Annotated in this window: 15 protein-coding genes; 4 read left to right on the forward strand and 11 right to left on the reverse strand. The window is 72.2% G+C overall.

What is annotated here, in order from left to right; all coding sequences use genetic code 11:
• A complete protein-coding gene (locus DCE93_RS01920; protein WP_108594404.1) occupies positions 1 to 1200 on the forward strand; it encodes a UDP-N-acetylmuramate dehydrogenase in 1200 nt (399 codons plus the stop codon).
• Positions 1201 to 1225: 25 nt separating this feature from the next.
• Here the strand turns inward: DCE93_RS01920 and DCE93_RS01925 are convergent, their stop codons facing one another.
• Complete coding sequence (locus tag DCE93_RS01925; RefSeq protein ID WP_146184916.1) at positions 1226 to 1606, reverse strand: hypothetical protein; 381 nt, start codon at positions 1604 to 1606, stop codon at positions 1226 to 1228.
• A gap of 2 nt (positions 1607 to 1608) precedes the next feature.
• Positions 1609 to 3219, reverse strand: a complete 1611-nt coding sequence (locus DCE93_RS01930) for a PspC domain-containing protein (protein WP_168186155.1) — start codon at positions 3217 to 3219, stop codon at positions 1609 to 1611.
• 115 nt (positions 3220 to 3334) lie between these two features.
• Between DCE93_RS01930 and DCE93_RS01935 the strand changes: the two genes are divergently transcribed.
• Positions 3335 to 4579: an ATP-binding protein gene (locus DCE93_RS01935; protein WP_108594406.1), complete on the forward strand. Its 1245-nt coding sequence runs from the start codon at positions 3335 to 3337 to the stop codon at positions 4577 to 4579.
• Entirely contained in the window at positions 4572 to 5240 is a 669-nt protein-coding gene (locus DCE93_RS01940) for a LuxR C-terminal-related transcriptional regulator (protein ID WP_108594407.1), read from the forward strand. Before DCE93_RS01935 ends, DCE93_RS01940 begins: the two co-directional genes overlap by 8 nt.
• Here the strand turns inward: DCE93_RS01940 and DCE93_RS01945 are convergent.
• The 7 genes from DCE93_RS01945 to DCE93_RS01975 form a co-directional block, all read right to left on the reverse strand.
• Positions 5206 to 6852 (reverse strand): bifunctional phosphatase PAP2/diacylglycerol kinase family protein, encoded by a 1647-nt coding sequence (locus tag DCE93_RS01945; RefSeq protein WP_244284215.1) that lies wholly within the window; start codon positions 6850 to 6852, stop codon positions 5206 to 5208. The two genes, DCE93_RS01940 and DCE93_RS01945, sit on opposite strands and share 35 nt — an antisense overlap.
• Before the next feature lie 61 nt (positions 6853 to 6913).
• Positions 6914 to 8617, reverse strand: a complete 1704-nt coding sequence (locus DCE93_RS01950; protein ID WP_108594409.1) for a long-chain-fatty-acid--CoA ligase — start codon at positions 8615 to 8617, stop codon at positions 6914 to 6916.
• Between the two features lie 142 nt (positions 8618 to 8759).
• Positions 8760 to 9392 (reverse strand): response regulator, encoded by a 633-nt coding sequence (locus DCE93_RS01955; protein ID WP_108594410.1) that lies wholly within the window; start codon positions 9390 to 9392, stop codon positions 8760 to 8762.
• A gap of 61 nt (positions 9393 to 9453) precedes the next feature.
• Complete coding sequence (locus DCE93_RS01960; protein ID WP_108594411.1) at positions 9454 to 10644, reverse strand: sensor histidine kinase; 1191 nt, start codon at positions 10642 to 10644, stop codon at positions 9454 to 9456.
• A gap of 21 nt (positions 10645 to 10665) precedes the next feature.
• Positions 10666 to 11475, reverse strand: coding sequence for an ABC transporter permease (locus DCE93_RS01965; protein WP_108594412.1), 810 nt, complete (start codon positions 11473 to 11475; stop codon positions 10666 to 10668).
• Entirely contained in the window at positions 11472 to 12362 is an 891-nt protein-coding gene (locus DCE93_RS01970) for an ABC transporter ATP-binding protein (RefSeq protein ID WP_205647453.1), read from the reverse strand. The genes DCE93_RS01965 and DCE93_RS01970 overlap by 4 nt, the downstream gene beginning before the upstream one ends.
• Before the next feature lie 105 nt (positions 12363 to 12467).
• Positions 12468 to 13082 carry a LysE/ArgO family amino acid transporter gene (locus DCE93_RS01975; protein ID WP_108596523.1) on the reverse strand — a complete coding sequence of 205 codons (615 nt, stop codon included), beginning with the start codon at positions 13080 to 13082 and terminating at the stop codon, positions 12468 to 12470.
• Between the two features lie 78 nt (positions 13083 to 13160).
• On the opposite strand from DCE93_RS01975, the gene DCE93_RS01980 reads away from it, so the two are divergent.
• The gene (locus DCE93_RS01980; protein ID WP_108594413.1) at positions 13161 to 14066 is read left to right on the forward strand and encodes a LysR family transcriptional regulator ArgP; all 906 of its coding nucleotides are present in this window, start codon (positions 13161 to 13163) and stop codon (positions 14064 to 14066) included.
• A 40-nt stretch (positions 14067 to 14106) separates the two neighbouring features.
• Here DCE93_RS01980 and DCE93_RS01985 read toward each other — a convergent pair whose 3' ends face one another.
• Together DCE93_RS01985 and DCE93_RS01990 are read right to left on the reverse strand one after the other, a co-directional pair.
• Positions 14107 to 15324 (reverse strand): pyridoxal phosphate-dependent aminotransferase, encoded by a 1218-nt coding sequence (locus DCE93_RS01985; protein ID WP_108596524.1) that lies wholly within the window; start codon positions 15322 to 15324, stop codon positions 14107 to 14109.
• Positions 15325 to 15404: 80 nt separating this feature from the next.
• On the reverse strand, positions 15405 to 16922 hold the full coding sequence (locus DCE93_RS01990; protein WP_108594414.1) for a deoxyguanosinetriphosphate triphosphohydrolase family protein: 1518 nt from the start codon (positions 16920 to 16922) through the stop codon (positions 15405 to 15407).
• Positions 16923 to 16997: the final 75 nt, after the last annotated feature.

A 16997-nucleotide genomic window follows, 5' to 3' on the forward strand; every position in this document is an offset into this window, starting at 1 on the left:
ATGAGCGGCGACATCCGTTTCGCGGAGTACACGACCCTGCGGGTCGGCGGTCCGATCGATCGACTCCTCACGGCGACGACGCAGCGCGATCTCGTCGACCTCGCCGGTGAGACCTGGGCGACGGATGCCCCGTGGCTCGCGCTCGGCGGGGGCTCCAACCTGCTGGTCGGCGACGAGGGGTTCGACGGCACGGTGATCCGCGTCGCGACGCACGGCATCGAGGTGCTGCCGGGCTCCGGTGACGAGCACTCGGTGCGCGTGCGCGTGCAGGCCGGCGAGTCGTGGGACGACCTCGTCGCCTGGACGGTCGAGCACGGCTACTCGGGCATCGAGGCGCTCTCTGGCATTCCCGGCTCGGTCGGTGCGGCGCCGGTGCAGAACATCGGCGCCTACGGGCAGGAGCTCGCGTCGACGCTCGTCGCGATCGAGTTCCTCGACGAGGGGGCCGATGCCCCGCGACGCATGACGGCCGACGAGCTCGAGCTCGCCTATCGCACCTCGGTGCTGAAGCAGGGCCTGCGGGGCATCGTCGTGACGGTCGAGCTCGAACTGCACGACACCGCCGCCGAGCGCGAGGTGCTGGGAGAGGCACTCGGCCGGCCGATCGCCTACGGGCAGCTCGCTGCCGCGCTGCGCGTGCAGCAGGGCGACCGGGTGCCGATCGCGAAGGTTCGCGAGAGCGTGCTCGAGCTGCGCGCGTCGAAGGGCATGGTGCTCGATGCGGCCGACGCCGACTCGGTGAGCGCCGGCTCGTTCTTCACCAACCCGATCGTCGGCGAGCACGTCGCGCGCACGCTGCCCGCGGCGGCACCGCGATGGTACGTCGAACCCGAGGCGCCCGACGAGGTGATCCCGCTCGGTTCGCTCGGCTCGGAGTCGCCGCTCGACGCCTTCCTCGCGCACCAGGCCGAGCTCGAGGCATCCGACAGCGTCTCCGCCGACCGGAACGCGAGCGAGACGGGGCCGCTCGTGAAGCTCTCGGCCGCGTGGCTGATCGAGCAGTCGGGCATCGGCCGGGGGTTCGCGCTGCCCGGTTCCCGCGCCGCGATCTCGTCGAAGCACACCCTCGCCCTCACCAATCGGGGCGACGCCTCGGCCGACGAGATCGTGCAGCTCGCCAGATTCGTGCAGAGCCGGGTGCAGGCCGAGTTCGGCATCGTGCTGCGGCCCGAACCCGTGCTCGTCGGCGTCGAGCTCTAGCGCGGTCGGTGCCGCTCGTGTCGCGTCAGCGGCGGGTGCGCTCGCCGCGGCGGAGGAGGCCGACGATGCCGAACATCGCCACGACCACGCCGAGGGCGATGAACGCGTAGAGCACGGCGGCGAGCGGGCTCAAGCTGGTCAGCCACCCGCCGACGGCGTCGCGGCGAGCGGGGTCGACGACGACCCAGAGCGTCGTCGCGGCCGTCGCCCCGAAGATCAACGCCCAGACGAGTGCGCCCCAGCGCACCGTCGGCCGGGTCGTCCCACGCGCGGCGGGATCGCCGTTGTCGGGCGATATCGCCGCCGGGGCGCCTGCAGCGGGTGTGCCCCAGTCGGCCAGGATGGCGGTGACGGCGGCATCCGGTGCGGTCGTCGGCTGGCCGGAGTCCTGGTTGTTCGTGGTCATGGTCATGCTCCTTCGCGAATCTCGATGTGCACCATGCCGGACCCCTGCTCGAGCACGATCCGCGCGTCGGCATCGCCGGTGAGGTCCTCTGCGACCGCCGGCTCGCCGCCGAGCATCAGCACCCGGGAGTCCGCATCACCGAGTTGCGATGTCGACCGCACCGAGCCGTCGGGCGAGGTGATGAAGAGCTGGACGGGCCCGGCTTCGCGCGCGTCGAGCTCGATCTCGGCGCCCTCGTCGAGCGTGATCCACGTGTCTCCGGTGCCCTGTCGAAGCTCGATGACGGGGGTTGAATCACCGATGAGGGAAGGGGTCGCGTAGAGGTACGCGTCGCCGAACGGCTGCACGAGTCGTTGGGTACGGTCGAGCGAGACGCTGTGTCCGGGTGGTATGAGCACGCCCTGCGGCATGAACGACGACGCGAGCACGGCCACCATCATCGAGGCCGTGGCGAGCGTCGTCGTGAATGCGAGGGCGCCGCTTCGCCGGCGCCGGAGCGCGGCGATGACCATGCCGAGCGAGAGCAGCATCGTCACGGCCGCGAGGGCGATCGGGATCGCGAACCCGGCGACACTCGGTCGGCCGAGCGCCCAGACCGCCGCGATCGATCCGGCGACGAGGGCCAGACCGAGGAACGTGAACACGAACGCGGCGCTCGCCCGGGGGCGGCTGGCCCGGCGCGCGGCCCGGGCCTCATCGGCCTGGGCGGTGAGTGCGATGGCCTTCGCCTTGTTCTCGGCGGCGGCCCTGGCTCGGGCGGCCCGCTCGGCGCTCTCCTGGCCCGACTTCCACTCGGCGTGCGAGAGTCGCCACGCCTCGTGCTGCGCGCGCCACTCGGCGATGGCCGCCGCATCGGCGCCGTTCGCCGGCACGGGCGGCTCGGTGCTCGCCGCGGTTCCCGTCGTCGCCGGCGCATCCGATGCCGCGAACGCGGTCGACGCGGGATACCCCGAAGCGGCGGCGGTCGCCGCGGAAGCCATTCGCGGCCCGCCGCCGTCCGGGGGGTTCTGGGAGGCTCGCCGTGCGAGCCAGACGACGAGGGCGATGACCGCCCCGACGATGAGGAGCACCCACAGCACGCGCAGCGGCCAGGTGAGGTTGAAGCCGAAGATCGGGTCGGAGATCGTCATGTCGGGCCACCAGCGCCAGCCGAGCCATCCGCCCTGCACGAGCGGCACGAGCCCGATCACTCCCATGACGGCGATACCGACGATCGCCGGGTCGACGATGCCGCGAGTCAGCCGTTCGAAGTGGATCTCGCCGTCGGTGTCGGGCAGCAGCAGCCACGCCACGGCGTAGAGCAGCACGAGCGGGGCGCCGAGCAGGGCGATCACCACGACGATGCCACGCACGATGATCGGGTCGATGCCGAGACGGGCGGCGACGCCCGCGCAGACGCCGCCGAGCCAGCCCGAGCGACGCGGTACGCCGAGTCGGCGCAACCACGGGGAGAACCCGGTGCCGGTGCCCGGCGCGGGTGTCGCCGCGCCGGGTCCGCCGGAGGATGGAGGCGATCCCGCCGCCTCCGGGGTGGTCGGGCCGGACGCCGCGGAGTCCCCCTTCGCGTCGTCCTGCACTGGGTCCGCCTCAGGGGCGGTCGGGTTCGTCTCCATGCTTCGATGCTGGCAGCAACGACGGATGCCCCGCCATGGGGTGAATCCCTGATTCGACCCTGAGCGGGCCACCGGGGCCGGGGCGATTTCGCCCCGGTCTGCTTGGATGGCAGGCATGGACACGCGGGCGATCGGAACGACGGATGCCGCGGCATCCGTGCCGGCCGGCGGCGTGCACCCCGGCACGGCACCGCGCATGACCCGACCCCGCGCGTGCGTTGCGACCGGGGTCTCGGCCGGGCTCGCGCGGCACCTCGGCTGGCCGGTCTGGGTCGTGCGTGCGGCATTCGTCGCGACGAGTTTCGCCAGCGGCGCCGGACTCCTGCTCTACCTCTGGCTCTGGGTGCTCACCCCGTGGGCGCCGGGCGAGTCACGGCCGACCCGGCGTGCTCCGGTCGCGTGGGTGCTCGTCGTCGCTTCGGCCGTGTCGCTCCTCGCCGCGTGGGCGACGAGCGGGCTCGTCGTGGAGACGGACGGCACGGGGCTCGACCGGTGGATCTTCGCGGTGCTCGCGGGCGTCGGCCTCGCCGTGGCATCCGGAGCCTGGGCGACCTTCATCGATCGACCCGACCCCGACCGCGGCCCCCGCAACGAATTCGCGATCAGGGTCGTGGCGACGTCGCTGCTCGCGATCACCGCGCTGGCCCTCGTCTTCGGTCCGAGCGCGTACCGGTATCCCGTGCCCACGTTCGTCGCCGCGCTCGCCGCGGTCATCGGCATCGCCCTCGTCTACGTGCCGACGCTCATCGCCTCGTGGCGCGAGCTCACCGCCGAACGCACGAGGCGCATTCGCGAGGAGCAGCGCAGCGAGATCGCCGCGCACCTGCACGACTCGGTGCTCCAGACGCTCGCGCTCATCCAGAACCGGGCCGGCGCCACGAGCGAGGTCGCCCGCATCGCCCGCGCACAGGAGCGCGAGCTGCGCGACTGGCTCTTCGCCGGCGACACGCCCGCCGACAGCGATCTCGGCACCGACCTGCGCGACTTCGCGGCGGCACTGGAGATCGACTACCCGGTGACGGTCGACGTCGTCGTTGTGGGGGAGTCGCGCGAGCGCGCGAGCGGCGAGGTCGCCGCGGCGGCACGCGAGGCGATGCTCAACGCCGCCAGGCATGCGGGCGGGGAGGTGTCGGTGTACGTGGAGTCGACCCCCGAGACCGTCGAGGTGTTCGTGCGCGATCGCGGCCCGGGCTTCGCGCTCGCCGACGTGCCGCGCGACCGGCTCGGGGTGCGCGAGTCGATCATCGGCCGCATGCGCCGCGCCGGCGGATCGGGCGAGGTGCGCCCGGGGGCAGGCGGTGTCGGCACCGAGGTGCGGCTGCGGTTCCCGGCAGAGCGCGGGGAGCCGGTTCGTGGCTGAGCGCGTGCGGGTCGTCATCGTCGACGACCACTCGATCTTCCGGTCGGGCCTGAAGGCCGACCTCGACGACTCGATCGAGGTCGTCGGCGAGGCGCACGATGTCGAGTCGGCGGTCGCGGCGGTGACGGATGCCGCACCCGACGTCGTGCTCCTCGACGTGCACCTGCCCGGGCTCGCGGTGCCGGCGGGCACGAGCGGCGGCGCCGAGGTGATCCGGCGCGCTGCGGCATCCGTGCCTTCGACGCGCTTTCTCGCGCTCTCGGTCTCGGACAAGGCCGAAGACGTCGTCGGCGTGATCCGTGCCGGCGCCCGCGGATACATCACGAAGGGCTCTTCGGGCACCGACGTCAGCCGTGCCGTGCACGCCGTGGCGGGCGGCGACGCGGTGTTCTCGCCGAAGCTCGCCGGCTTCGTGCTCGACGCCTTCGGCGCGGCGGTCGGGGAGACGGCGGCGGCGAGCGACGAGCTCGACCGGCTCTCGGCGCGAGAGCAGGAGGTCATGCGGCTGATCGCCCGCGGTTACGCCTACAAGGAGGTGGCGGCCGAGCTCTTCATCTCGACGAAGACGGTCGAGACGCACGTCTCCGCGGTGCTGCGCAAGCTCCAGCTCTCGAGCCGGCACGAGCTCACGGCGTGGGCGAATGCCCGGCGGTTGCTGTGAGCGACGTGCCGCCGGATGCATCCGGGAGTTCAGTGCTCGCCGGCCGATAGACGTCGAGTGCCGCCGGCACGATGCGCACCGTCGTGCGGTAGCCGGGCACTGCGGTGCGCGCGGATGCCTCGGCGGGCGCCTCGATCGACACCTCGCCGTCGTGCGCGAAGCCGGGCGGCTGCCCCTGCCGAGGGCGGACGATCACCTCGATCGACTCCGTCGTGAACGATTCGAGCCGCTCCGGCAGCAGTCGTACGCGGCGGAGCACGGCACTGGTGCGCCGACCGAAGGCGAGGGCGCCGGCAGCGCGCACCCGAGATCCGGCGTGCAGCACGCGCACGTCGAGCTCCCCGCCGTCGAGCCGACGTCGCTGCATCGGAGCGGGGATGCCCGCGTCGTTGACTCCGACCCCCACGTACAGGGTCCAGACCCGGGCCCTGCGTCCGTCGACGACGACGGTCACCGGAGCCGATCGCCGCAGCACCCGCGCCGCGGCGAGGATCGCGGCGAGCCACTTGCCCCAGTGTTCCTCGTGCCGCTCCCGCTCGGCCACGAAGTCGGGATAGAGGCCCACCGAGGCGGTGTTCAGCACCGTGATCGGCGGGCCGTCGGCGAAGCGGAGCTCCGCGACATCCGCACGCACGCCCTCGCCTCGCTGCAGGGCATCGACGGCGAGGTCGACGGATGCCGCGCCCGCCGTGCGCGCGAAGTGGTTGAACGTGCCGCCGGGCACGACGAAGAGCGGCACCCCGGCGAGTCGTGCCTCGTGCGCTACGGCGGCGACGGAACCGTCTCCGCCGCAGACTCCGACGATGGCTGGAGGGTCGTCACGGGAGAGCGCGGCACGCGCAGCCGCCTGAGGGTCTTCACCGTCGTCGAGCAGGTGGATCTCGGCGCGCGGCAGACGTCGTTCGAGCACGCGCAACGGGTCGCTGCGCAGCACGCTCGTGCCCGAGGAGCGGTTCACGACGATATAGACGCCCTCGCCGTCGGGCGACGCGGGCAGGCGGCGGTCGGTGCCGCTCGGAGCCGAGCCGTCGTCGGCGGGGGTCGTGCCGGGGCGGGCGACGAGGGCGCTGAGTCCGGCGACGCCGGCACCGAGCGCGAGTCCGCCGACGACGTCCGACAGCCAGTGCGCCCCGGTGTGCAACCGCGAGTAGCCGACGCCCAACGCGGCCGGCACGAGCGCGGCGCCGAGGCGTGGCGACTCGATCGCGATGCCGGTCGCGAAGGCGGCCGCGCTCGCCGAGTGGCCAGAGGGGAAGGACGGCGTGATCGGCGGCTTCGGCAGGTGCCGTCCGACCGGCACGTCGGCGAGCAGCGGACGGTCGCCGCCGAAGACCCGCTTGGCGATGACGTTGGTGAGCGCGCTCGCGACGAGCAGCGATCCGAGCCCGCGCGCCGCCGCGCGGCGGCGTCCGGTGACGGCGAGCACACCCGCGATCGTCCACCAGAGCACGCCCTTGTCGGCGAATCCCGAGACCCGAGACCAGAACCGGTCGACAGCGGGATGGCTGCGGCGGGCGTTCACCGCGCGGGCCGCCGCGGCATCCGCTTTTCGAACCCAGGAGGGCAGGATCCTCGTGCGCTGTACGGCGACTCGCACGTTCTGGAAGGGCACCCCGACATCGTAGGCGCGTGGCGTCGGCAGGCTCAACCGCGAGCCTCGGCCGGTCGCGAGGTCACTTCGCGGCAGCCCGGTCGAGCAGCACGTCGCGCACCTGGCGGCGCAGCACCTTGCCGATGAGCGAGCGGGGCAGCTCGTCGAACGGCTCGATGCGTCGCGGCACCTTGTACGGCGTCAGGCTCGTGCGGCAGAACTCGCGGAGCGCGGCTTCGTCGAAGACGGCTCCCTCGCGCAGCTCGACGCCGGCGGCGACGGCCTCGCCGCCCGAGCCGCGAGGCAGGCCGACGACGGCGGCGCCGCGCACGTCGGGGTGGGCGAGCAGCGCGGCCTCGACCTCCGACGGCGAGACGTTGAAGCCGCCCGTGATGATGAGCTCCTTCACGCGGTCGACGATCGTCACGAAGCCGTCTTCGGAGACGCGCACGATGTCGCCCGTGCGCAGCCAGCCGCCGGGAAGGAGGGTCTCGGTGGTCTCCGCCGGGCGTCGCCAGTACCCCTGGAAGACCTGCGGTCCGCGCACGAGCAGCTCGCCCGGTTCGCCGACCGGCCGATCGACCTCGGGGTCGTCGGGGTCGACCACGCGGATGTCGGTGCTCGGGAACGGCACTCCGACGGTGCCGGGTCGCCGGGTCGGGCCCATCGGGTTGCCGAGGGCCACCGGCGACGACTCGGTCATGCCGTACCCCTCGACGAGCAGCCCGCCGGTTGCGCTCTCCCAGCGGTCGACGGTCGCGATCGGCAGGCTCATCGCGCCCGAGATGGCGAAGCGGATGCTCCGGAGCGCTCGCGGCTGTCGCACGGCCGCGCGCACCAGCTGGTCGTAGATCGGCGGCACCGCGGGCAGGAACGTCGGCGGCGAGTGGCGTGCCGCGTCGAGCACGAGGCCCGAGTCGAACTTCGGGAACAGCACGAGGCGCGCGCCGATGCTCATCGCGAACGTCAGGCAGAGGGTCATGCCATAGGCGTGGAAGAGCGGCAGCACCGCGTAGAAGACTTCCTCGCCCTCGACGAGGCCCGGCACCCAGGCGCGGCCCTGCATCGCGTTGGCGCGCAGGTTGCGGTGGCTGAGCACTGCGCCCTTCGGGGAACCGGTGGTGCCGCTCGTGTACTGCAGCACGGCCGTGTCGTCGAGGGTGGGCCGTGGATGCCGCCTGGCGAGTGCTCTCCGCGAGGTGAGGTGCTCCCAGTCGACCAGGCCGCGGGCGCGCGGCGTCGTCGTCAGTGCGGCGCGGGAGCGCCGGGCCTTCGGGATCGGGAGGCGCAGGGCCATCCGCTTGCCGAACGGCAGGGCACGGGTCAGGTCGACCGCGACGATGTGCTCGGGGCGGATGTCGCTCGGGAACTCCGCGACCGTGTCGGCCACGCTGTTCCAGACGATCGCGACGCGGGCGCCATGGTCTTCGAACTGGTGCCGCAGCTCGGGCGGCGTGTAGAGCGGGTTGTGCTCGACGACGATCGCGCCGAGCCGCAGCACGGCGTAGAACGCGACGACGTGCTGGGGGCAGTTCGGCAGCACGAGTGCGACCCGGTCGCCCGCCCGCACCCCGAGACGCCGCAGCCCCTCCGCGGCCGAGGCGATCTGCTCGCCGAGCTCTCGGTAGCTCGTCTCGGCACCGAAGAACTCGAGCGCGGTGCGCCGTCGGAATCGGCGGACGGCGTCGTCGATCATGTCGACGAGCGTCTGGCTCGGTTCGTCGATCTCGGGCGGCACGCCCTCGGCGTAGTGGGCGAGCCACGGTCGATGCTCGTACGCGTTCATGCGTTCCCCTCGAAGTCACCGCGAGTCGACCGCCGGAGCGGCCGGCCGCTGCCACGGCGTGTGCGGATGCCTCTCCAGCGTAGGCGGCGCCCGCCGTGCCCGAGCTGAGTCGCTCGCTCCCGACCACCGCCGCCCGGCGTGTTCAGAGAATGCCGAGTTCCATCGCCCGGGTCACGGCGCGGGTGCGATCGCGCACTTCGAGCTTCTCGAACACGTGCAGCAGGTGCGTCTTGACCGTCGCCTCGCCGATGAAGAGCGCCGCGGCGATCTCGGGGTTCGAGCGGCCCTCGGCGACGAGTCGCAGCACGTCGAGCTCGCGCGGCGAGAGCGACGGCGGGGCGACGGATGCCGCTTCGGCGCGAACCCTCGACACGAGCTTCGCCGCGATCGACGGGGCGAGCACGGTCTCGCCCGCGGCGACCGCGCGGATGCCCGCCAGGATCTCCGCCTGCGGGGCCGCCTTGAGCAGGTACCCGCTCGCGCCCGCCTCGATCGCCGCGAGGATGTGGTCGTCGGTCTCGTATGTCGTGAGCACGAGCACCCGGGTCCCCGGCACCTCGGCGAGGATGCGGGCAGTCGCTGTGGCGCCGTCGAGCTGCGGCATCCGCAGGTCCATGAGCACGAGGTCGGGGCGTTCGGATGCCGCGACGGTCACGGCCTCCGCGCCGTCGGCGGCCTCGCCGACGACCGCGAGTCCGGGCTCGGCCTCGAGCAGGCCGACGATGCCGGCGCGCACGATCGGGTGGTCATCGGCGACGACGATGCGGATGCTCATGCGGTGTCCTCCAGCGGCAGGGTGGTCGCGGCATCTGCTCGAGCGACGACGATGCGGATGCTCATGCGGATCCCTCCTCTTCGGCGCCGGCCGCGGCATCCGCTCGGGGGATGCCGACGCGCAGCACGGTGCCGCCCGCGGATCCTGGTTCGATCGCGAACGAGCCGCCGACGAGTGCGGTGCGGTCGCGGATGCCGGTGAGCCCGAAGCCCGAGGCGCCGGGCGTCGCAGCTCCCGGACCGACGCCGTCGTCGGAGACGGTGAGCACGACCTCGCCGTCGACAGATTCGACCGTCACCGCTGCGTGCCGGGCGCGGGCGTGCTTGCGCACGTTCGCGAGCCCCTCCTGCGCCGAGCGCAGCAGCACGACCTCGTGTTCGCGGCTGAGGCCGGTCGCACTCGCAGACACCGTCACGACGACGCCGGTCTCGCGCTCGAAGCTCGTCGCGAGCCGCGCGAGCGCGTCGGCGAGGCCTGCCCCGGGTTCGACCGGCGCGAGCGAGGCGACGAGACCGCGCGCTTCGGTGAGCGCCTCACGCGCCATCTGCTCCATGAGCTCGAGGTCGGAGCGAGCGGATGCCGCGTCCGCCCCGTCGACGCCGTCGAGCCGTGTGCCGGTGCGCTGCGCGACCATGACGAGCCCGGTGAGGCTCTGCGCGATCGTGTCGTGGATCTCGCGGGCGAGTCGTGCGCGCTCTTCGAGGACACCGGCATCGCGGTGCATCGCGGCGAGCTGCCCCTGCGCGGCCTGCAACTCCTCGAGGAGGCGGCCTCGCTCCTGACCGTAGACGGCGATGTTCGTGATCCAGAGCCCGAGCGCGATGCTGAAGCCGACCGAGACCGCCGCGCTGACGAGTCCGGTCACGATGCCGCTCGGGCCGAAGTGCACGGCGTACCCCGCCGCTAGCGCGACGCCGATGAGCACGTTCGACACGAGCGCGCTGCGGATCGACGGCGCGGTCGTCCAGATGAACGGATAGACGAACACCTGCACGATCGCGAACGAGGGTTCGAACGAGGCGCCGACGCCGACGAGCACCGCGAACGCGATCGAGATCACGAGGTGCGGCGCAAGCCGGTCGTTGCCGAGCTGGGCCCTGGCGTAAGCGAAGTAGAAGGCGAGGAATGCGCCCGCCGTCGCCCAGACGCCCCAATCGTTCGGTCCGTACGGCGGCGGGTCGAACAGGGTGAAGAGCACGAGGACGGATGCCACGGCGATCGCCGCGACATCCCACCATCGTCTGTTCAGCATGTTGCGAGTCTGGCACGCGCCCTAGGCGTCGCGCCGGATCCAGCGGAAGGTGAGGCGAGACAGCACGAACCCGACGACGAGCCAGATGCCGAGCGCGATCGCGACGCCCGCGAGGTTCCACGTGCCGCCCTGCTCCGCAGCCTCCCACCCGTCGGGCAGGAACACCGAGCGCATCCCCTGGGCGATCCACTTGAGCGGGAAGAGGCTCGCGATGTTCTGCAGCCACTCCGGCAGCATGTCCCACTGCAGGTAGACGCCCGAGATGAACTGCAGCAGCAGCACGACGGGGATGACGACGGCGCTGGCACTCTTGCCCGAGCGCGGCAATGCCGACAGGGCGATGCCGAGGAGCGCGCACGTCGTGAGGCCGAGCACGAACACCCACGCGAACGTGAGCCACTTCGCCGGGTCGGTCGGCAGGTCGATGCCGAGCACGAGCCACCCGGCGAGTATCAGCAGCGCCGCCTGCAGCCCGCCAGTCACGAACACCTGGCCGATCTTTCCGAGGAAGTAGCCGACGGGGGAGAGGGGCGTGCCGCCGAGCCGCTTCAGGGTGCCGTTCGACTTCTCCAGCGCGATGTCGATCGCGAGGTTCTGCACGCCCGAGAGCAGGATGCCGGCGGCGATCATGCCGGGCAGGTACAACGCGCCGATGGAGATCTCGTTGCCGGGAGGGCCGACCTCGCCCGAGGCGCTGAACGCCGCGGTGAAGATCGCGAGCATCACGAACGGGAAGAAGAACGTGAAGAAGAGCGTGTCGGGCGCCCGGAAGTAGATCTTGGTCTCGAGGCCGAGGCGCGACGCGCCCTGTGCCATCAGGTTGGTGGTCATGCGAAGGCCTCCTCGGTGGTCGCGGCCGGTGCCGTGTTCCGCACGAGCTGCAGGTAGATGTCTTCGAGCGTGGGGCGGATCACTTCGAGGCCCGCGGGCTCACCGCCGAGTTCGGCGACGACGGATGCCACGACGAGACCCGGTTCCTCGGTGCGCACCTCGCGGGGCGCACCGCCGGCATCCACCCAGCGCACGATCGGCACCCGCGCTTCGGCGCCGCCGATCTCGTGGATGCCGCCGACGTCGACGAGCCGCCCGCCGGCGATGACGCCGGCGCGATCGGCGAGCTGAGCGGCCTCGTCGAGGTAGTGGGTGGTGAGCACGATGGTCGTGCCGTCGGCCTTCAGCGAGCGGATGAGCTGCCAGAACTGCCGGCGAGCCTCGGGGTCGAAGCCCGTCGTCGGCTCATCGAGGAAGAGCAGCTCGGGCCGGCCGACGATGCCGAGCGCGACGTCGACGCGCCGCTGCTGGCCGCCCGAGAGCTTGGCGATGCGCGTCTTCGCCTTCGCCTCGAGCCCGACGGCGGCGATGACCTCGTCGATGTCGCGGGGGTTCGGGTAGAGCGAGGCGAAGTTCCGCAGGATCTCGGTCACCGTCAGAAGCCCCGTCTCGCCGGTCGACTGCAGCACGATGCCGATCCGCGACTTCCAGTCGAGGCCGCCGCGGGCCGGATCGACGCCGAGCACGCTCACCTCGCCTTCGGTGCGCACGCGGTACCCCTCCAGGATCTCGACCGTGGTCGACTTGCCCGCGCCGTTGGGCCCGAGCAGGGCGAAGGTCTCGCCGTGGGCGATGTCGAGGTCGATGCCGTCGACGGCGGCGACCGTGCCGTAGAGCTTGCGGAGCCCGCGGATGTGCACCGCGGCATCCGTGCCTGTCATGTTCATGTGACCAGCTTCGCGCTCGCAGGCCCGGCGCGGCAGCCCCCGGCCGTTCGATTCCGGCATCCACCGGTCGGTGGATGGGCCGGAACCGAACGCGGACTCGGCGCCTCAGTGCGGCAGCACGAGCAGCACGCCGAGGGTGACCATGACGAGCGCGATCAGCCCGTCGAGCACCCGCCACGCCCGCGGACTCGCGAGCACGCGGCCGAGCAGCCGGGCCCCGTAGGCGAGGCCGAAGAACCAGACGAGGCTCGCGAGCCCCGCCCCGGCGGCGAACGCCCACCGTTCATCGCCGTGGCCGTTCGCGACCGAGCCGAGCAGGAACACGGTGTCGAGGTACACGTGCGGGTTCAGCCAGGTCAGGGCGAGGCAGGTCAGCGCCGCTGCCGCGAGGGTCCCGGCGCCCGCGCCGGGGCTCGCCCCCGCGTCGAGGGCCGCCCCGCTCGGCCGGATCGCCCGCCGTGCCGCGAGAGCTCCGTACCCGACGAGGAACGCCGCGCCGGCCCAGCGGATGACGCCGACGAGCCACGGCACCGCCGCGAGCACGGCGCCGATGCCCGAGACGCCGACGAGGATGAGCGCGAGGTCGCTCAGGGCGCAGATCGCGGCGACGGTGAAGACGTGCTCGCGGCGGATGCCCTGTCGCAGTACGAAGACGTTCTGGGCGCCGATCGCGACGATGAGCGAGAGGCCGAGACCGAGGCCGGCCAGCGCGGAGGAGATGGGCACGGGTCGACGCTATGCGGCCTTCCGATCATGAACCCAGCTCAAGATCCTTCAGACGCATTAGCATCGCTTCAGATGGAGATCCCGCTCGACCTCGCTCGCACGCTCGCCGTCGTCATCGACGAGGGGACCTTCGACGCGGCGGCGCGTCGGCTGCGCATCACGCCCTCGGCCGTCTCGCAGCGGGTCAAGACGCTCGAGCAGCAACTCGGCCGCGTGCTCGTGGTGCGCTCGAAACCGGCCCGGGCCACCGAGGCAGGCGCGCCGATCGTGCGGCTCGCCCGCCAGATCGCGCTGCTCGAACACGATGCGCTCGCCGAGTTCGGGCCGCACGAGGCATCCGCTCGACCGATCTCGGTGCCGCTCGCCGTCAATGCCGACTCGCTCGCGACCTGGTTCCTCCCGGCGCTCGCCCGAGTCGGCGAGCACCACCCCGTGGTCTTCGACCTGCACCGCGACGATCAGGACTTCACCGCCGGCCTGCTCGAGTCGGGCACCGTCATGGGCGCCGTGACCTCTCAGGCCGCACCGGTCGCCGGATGCCTCGTGCGCCCCCTCGGCGTGATGCGCTACGAAGCCGTGGCGACGCCCGCCTTCGCCGCGCGCTGGGCGCTCGCCGATCGCGACGAGGCTCGATCGGCCGCCGCGCTCGCCTCGGCACCGCTCGTCGACTTCGACCGACGCGACGACCTGCAGCGCGAGTACCTGTCGGCGATCGGAGTCGACCCCGATGCGCCGCCGCGTCACTACGTGCCGGCCTCGCACGACTTCGCCACGGCGATCAAGCTCGGGCTCGGCTGGGGCATGCTGCCGGCGTTCCAGTCGGCCGGTGAAATAGAGCGGGGCGAGCTCGTGCGACTCGGCGGGGCGCCGATCGACGTGCCGCTCCACTGGCAGCAGTGGAACCTGCGGTCGACACTGCTCACCGCGATCGCCGACGAGCTCGCCGCAGAGGCGCGCACCGCGCTCGCGCGATCTTGAGGCCTGAGGCTCGAGGCCGCTTCGCGCCTTGCGCCTCGCGCTAGGCGAAGAGCCGCTGCAGGCGCTGCACGCCCTCGAGCAGCGGCGCGTCGCCGAGCGCGTAGCTGAGGCGCAGGTAGCCCGAGGGGCCGAACGCCTCGCCGGGCACGGCCGCGACCTCGGCCTGCTCGAGGATCAGGTCGGCGAGCTCGAGCGAGGTGGTCGGCGTGACGCCGCCCCACTCGCGGCCGAGCAGCCCCGAGACATCGGGGTACACGTAGAACGCGCCCTGCGGAACCGGCACCGTCATGCCCTCGATCTTCGAGAGCTCGGCGACGATGGTGCGGCGGCGGCGGTCGAAGGCACGGCGCATCTCTTCGACGGCGTCTTGCGGACCGGTGAGGGCGGCGATCGCGGCGCGCTGCGAGATGTTCGCGACGTTCGACGAGAGGTGGGACTGCAGGTTCGCGGCGCCCTTGATGATGTCGGCGGGGCCGACCATCCAGCCGAGTCGCCAGCCCGTCATCGCGTAGGTCTTCGCGACCCCGTTCACGAGGATCGTCTGGTTCGCGAGCTCGGGCACGGCCTCGACGATCGACAGTGCGCGCGGCGGCACGCCGTCGGGCTCCTCGGCGTAGGTGAGGTTCTGGTAGATCTCGTCGGAGACGACCCAGATGCCGTGCTCGAGCGCCCACTGGCCGATGGCGCGCACCTCGTCGGCCGGGTACACCGCGCCGGTCGGGTTCGACGGCGAGACGAAGAGCAGCACCTTCGTGCGGTCGGTGCGTGCGGCCTCGAGCTGGTCGACCGTGACCAGGTAGCCCTGGTCGGCGCCCGCGAACACGTCGACCTGGCGGCCGCCCGCGAGCTTGATGACCTCGGGGTAGGTGGTCCAGTAGGGCGTCGGCACGAGCACTTCGTCGCCCGGGTCGAGCAGCGTCTGGAACGCCTGGTACACGGCCTGCTTGCCGCCGTTGGTCACGACGACCCTGCCGGGCGAGACCTCGAGGCCCGAGTCGCGCAGCGTCTTCGCGGCGATCGCCTCGCGCAGCTCGGGCAGGCCGGCCGCGGGGGTGTAGCGGTAGTTCTTCGGATCGTGCGTGGCCGCGAGCGCTGCCTCGACGATGTACTCGGGCGTCGCGAAGTCGGGCTCGCCCGCGGCGTAGGAGATGACGGGGCGACCCTCGGCCTGCAAGGCCTTCGCCTTGGCATCGACCTTCAGGGTGGCGGACTCGGCGATGGTGGCGATGCGGGCGGAAAGGCGCGGCTTCTCTGTCACCTTCAACAGCCTAGAGCGAAGCGGATGCCCCGTGGGGCATTCGATCTCCGATCGTCACATCGTGAAACGACTCATCTGCTTCAGAGGTTCTGGCCGATGTCCCACAGCCGGTCGGGTCGACCGTCGAGGGCCTCCGACACCGCGAGCGCCTGGTCGTCGGAGAGCGAGGCGACGTAGTCGATCACGCCGCGGCCGACGCCGAGCCGACGCACATCGCCGGCGGCGGGGATCGGCAGGGAGTCGGGCCGCGAATCGCGGAGGTGCGCGTAGCCATCGGTGGCGATCTCGACGAGTTCCTTCAGCCGTTGCGGCACCCGGTCGCGGTCGTGCTCGTCGGTCGCCCAGGCGGTGAGTCCCTTGACGGCGCGGGCGAGCACCCGGCTGAGACCGCGCTGGTACATCACGATGTCGGCGCGGTCGAGGATGAAGTGCCGGTGCACGAACTTCAGGATCTCGACCTCATGCCACGCGCGGCGATCGAGGGTCACGAGGCCCGACCGCACGACGTCGCGCGGGGCCGGCACGACGGAGGACTGGAGGTGGCTGATCCAGCGGTTCGTGAACGACGAGAGTGCGCGTTCGGAGGAGATCGACCCGTCGAACGGGATGGCGAGCAGGCCGTCGACGAGGTCGTCGGCGACGACGTCGACCGCGTCGGCGAAGGCGTCGTCGTCGGCGACCCACGCATCGCTGCGCCAGAGCTTGCGCCGCAGCGCCTCGAGCGCGCTGCCGGGCGGCGCCGTGCGGGCGGCGAGCGCCTCGTCGTCGAGTTCGCGCAGCGACGCACCGGCCTCGACCCAGCCGCGGAACTCGCGGGCCACGGCGCCCTGACTGAGCACTCCGGCGCGGTAGAAGTCGTCGACGTCGTGGATCGAGTACGCGATGTCGTCGGCGATGTCCATGATCGAGCACTCGAGCGACTGCTGCATGGGCGGCTGCCCGGCCCTGGCCTGATCGAGGTCGGGGGCGTCGATGTCGTAGGCCGAGAACTTCAGGACGTCGATGCCGTGTTCGCTGCGACGCAGGCCCCGCGGCAGCGGGCCCCCGCCCATCGAGGCGTCGTCGATGGAACGCGTCCACGGGTACTTGGCGACCGCCGTGCGCACGGCTGCGGTGAGGTTGAGCCCCCGGGGCGCCGCCTCGCTCACGTCGAGCGCAGTGAGGATCCGGTAGCTCTGCGCGTTGCCCTCGAAGCCGTCGACGAGGCCGAGCGTCTCGCGCGAGAGCCGGTCGAGCACGCGTTCGCCGAGGTGTCCGAACGGCGGATGCCCGAGGTCGTGCGCGCTCGCGGCCGCCTGCACGACCACGGCGTCGCAGCCGTGCTCGAGTGCGAACGCGCGGGTCGGCGCCGCGGCATCCGTCAGCTTGACGGCGATCGCGCGCGCGACGGCGGTCACCTTGATCGAGTGGGTGAGGCGGTTGTGGATGAGGGGACCGGCACCGGGTTGCGCGATCACCTGGGTGACGGCCGACAACCGCGAGAAGTAGGGCGAGAACCGGATGCGCTCGAGGTCGAGCCGGAACTGCGAGTGCTCGCCGATGACCTCAGCGCTGCTGCGCGGCTCCGGCACCAGGCGCGACGCGCGATCGATGGGCATACCGCCAATCTATGCCGGTCGCGCCTGCATCGCTCGCATCGAGGGGGCGCCGTGCGGCGGGTGTCGGCGGCGGCA

Source organism: Agromyces badenianii (assembly GCF_003070885.1).
GTDB lineage: Bacteria > Actinomycetota > Actinomycetes > Actinomycetales > Microbacteriaceae > Agromyces > Agromyces badenianii.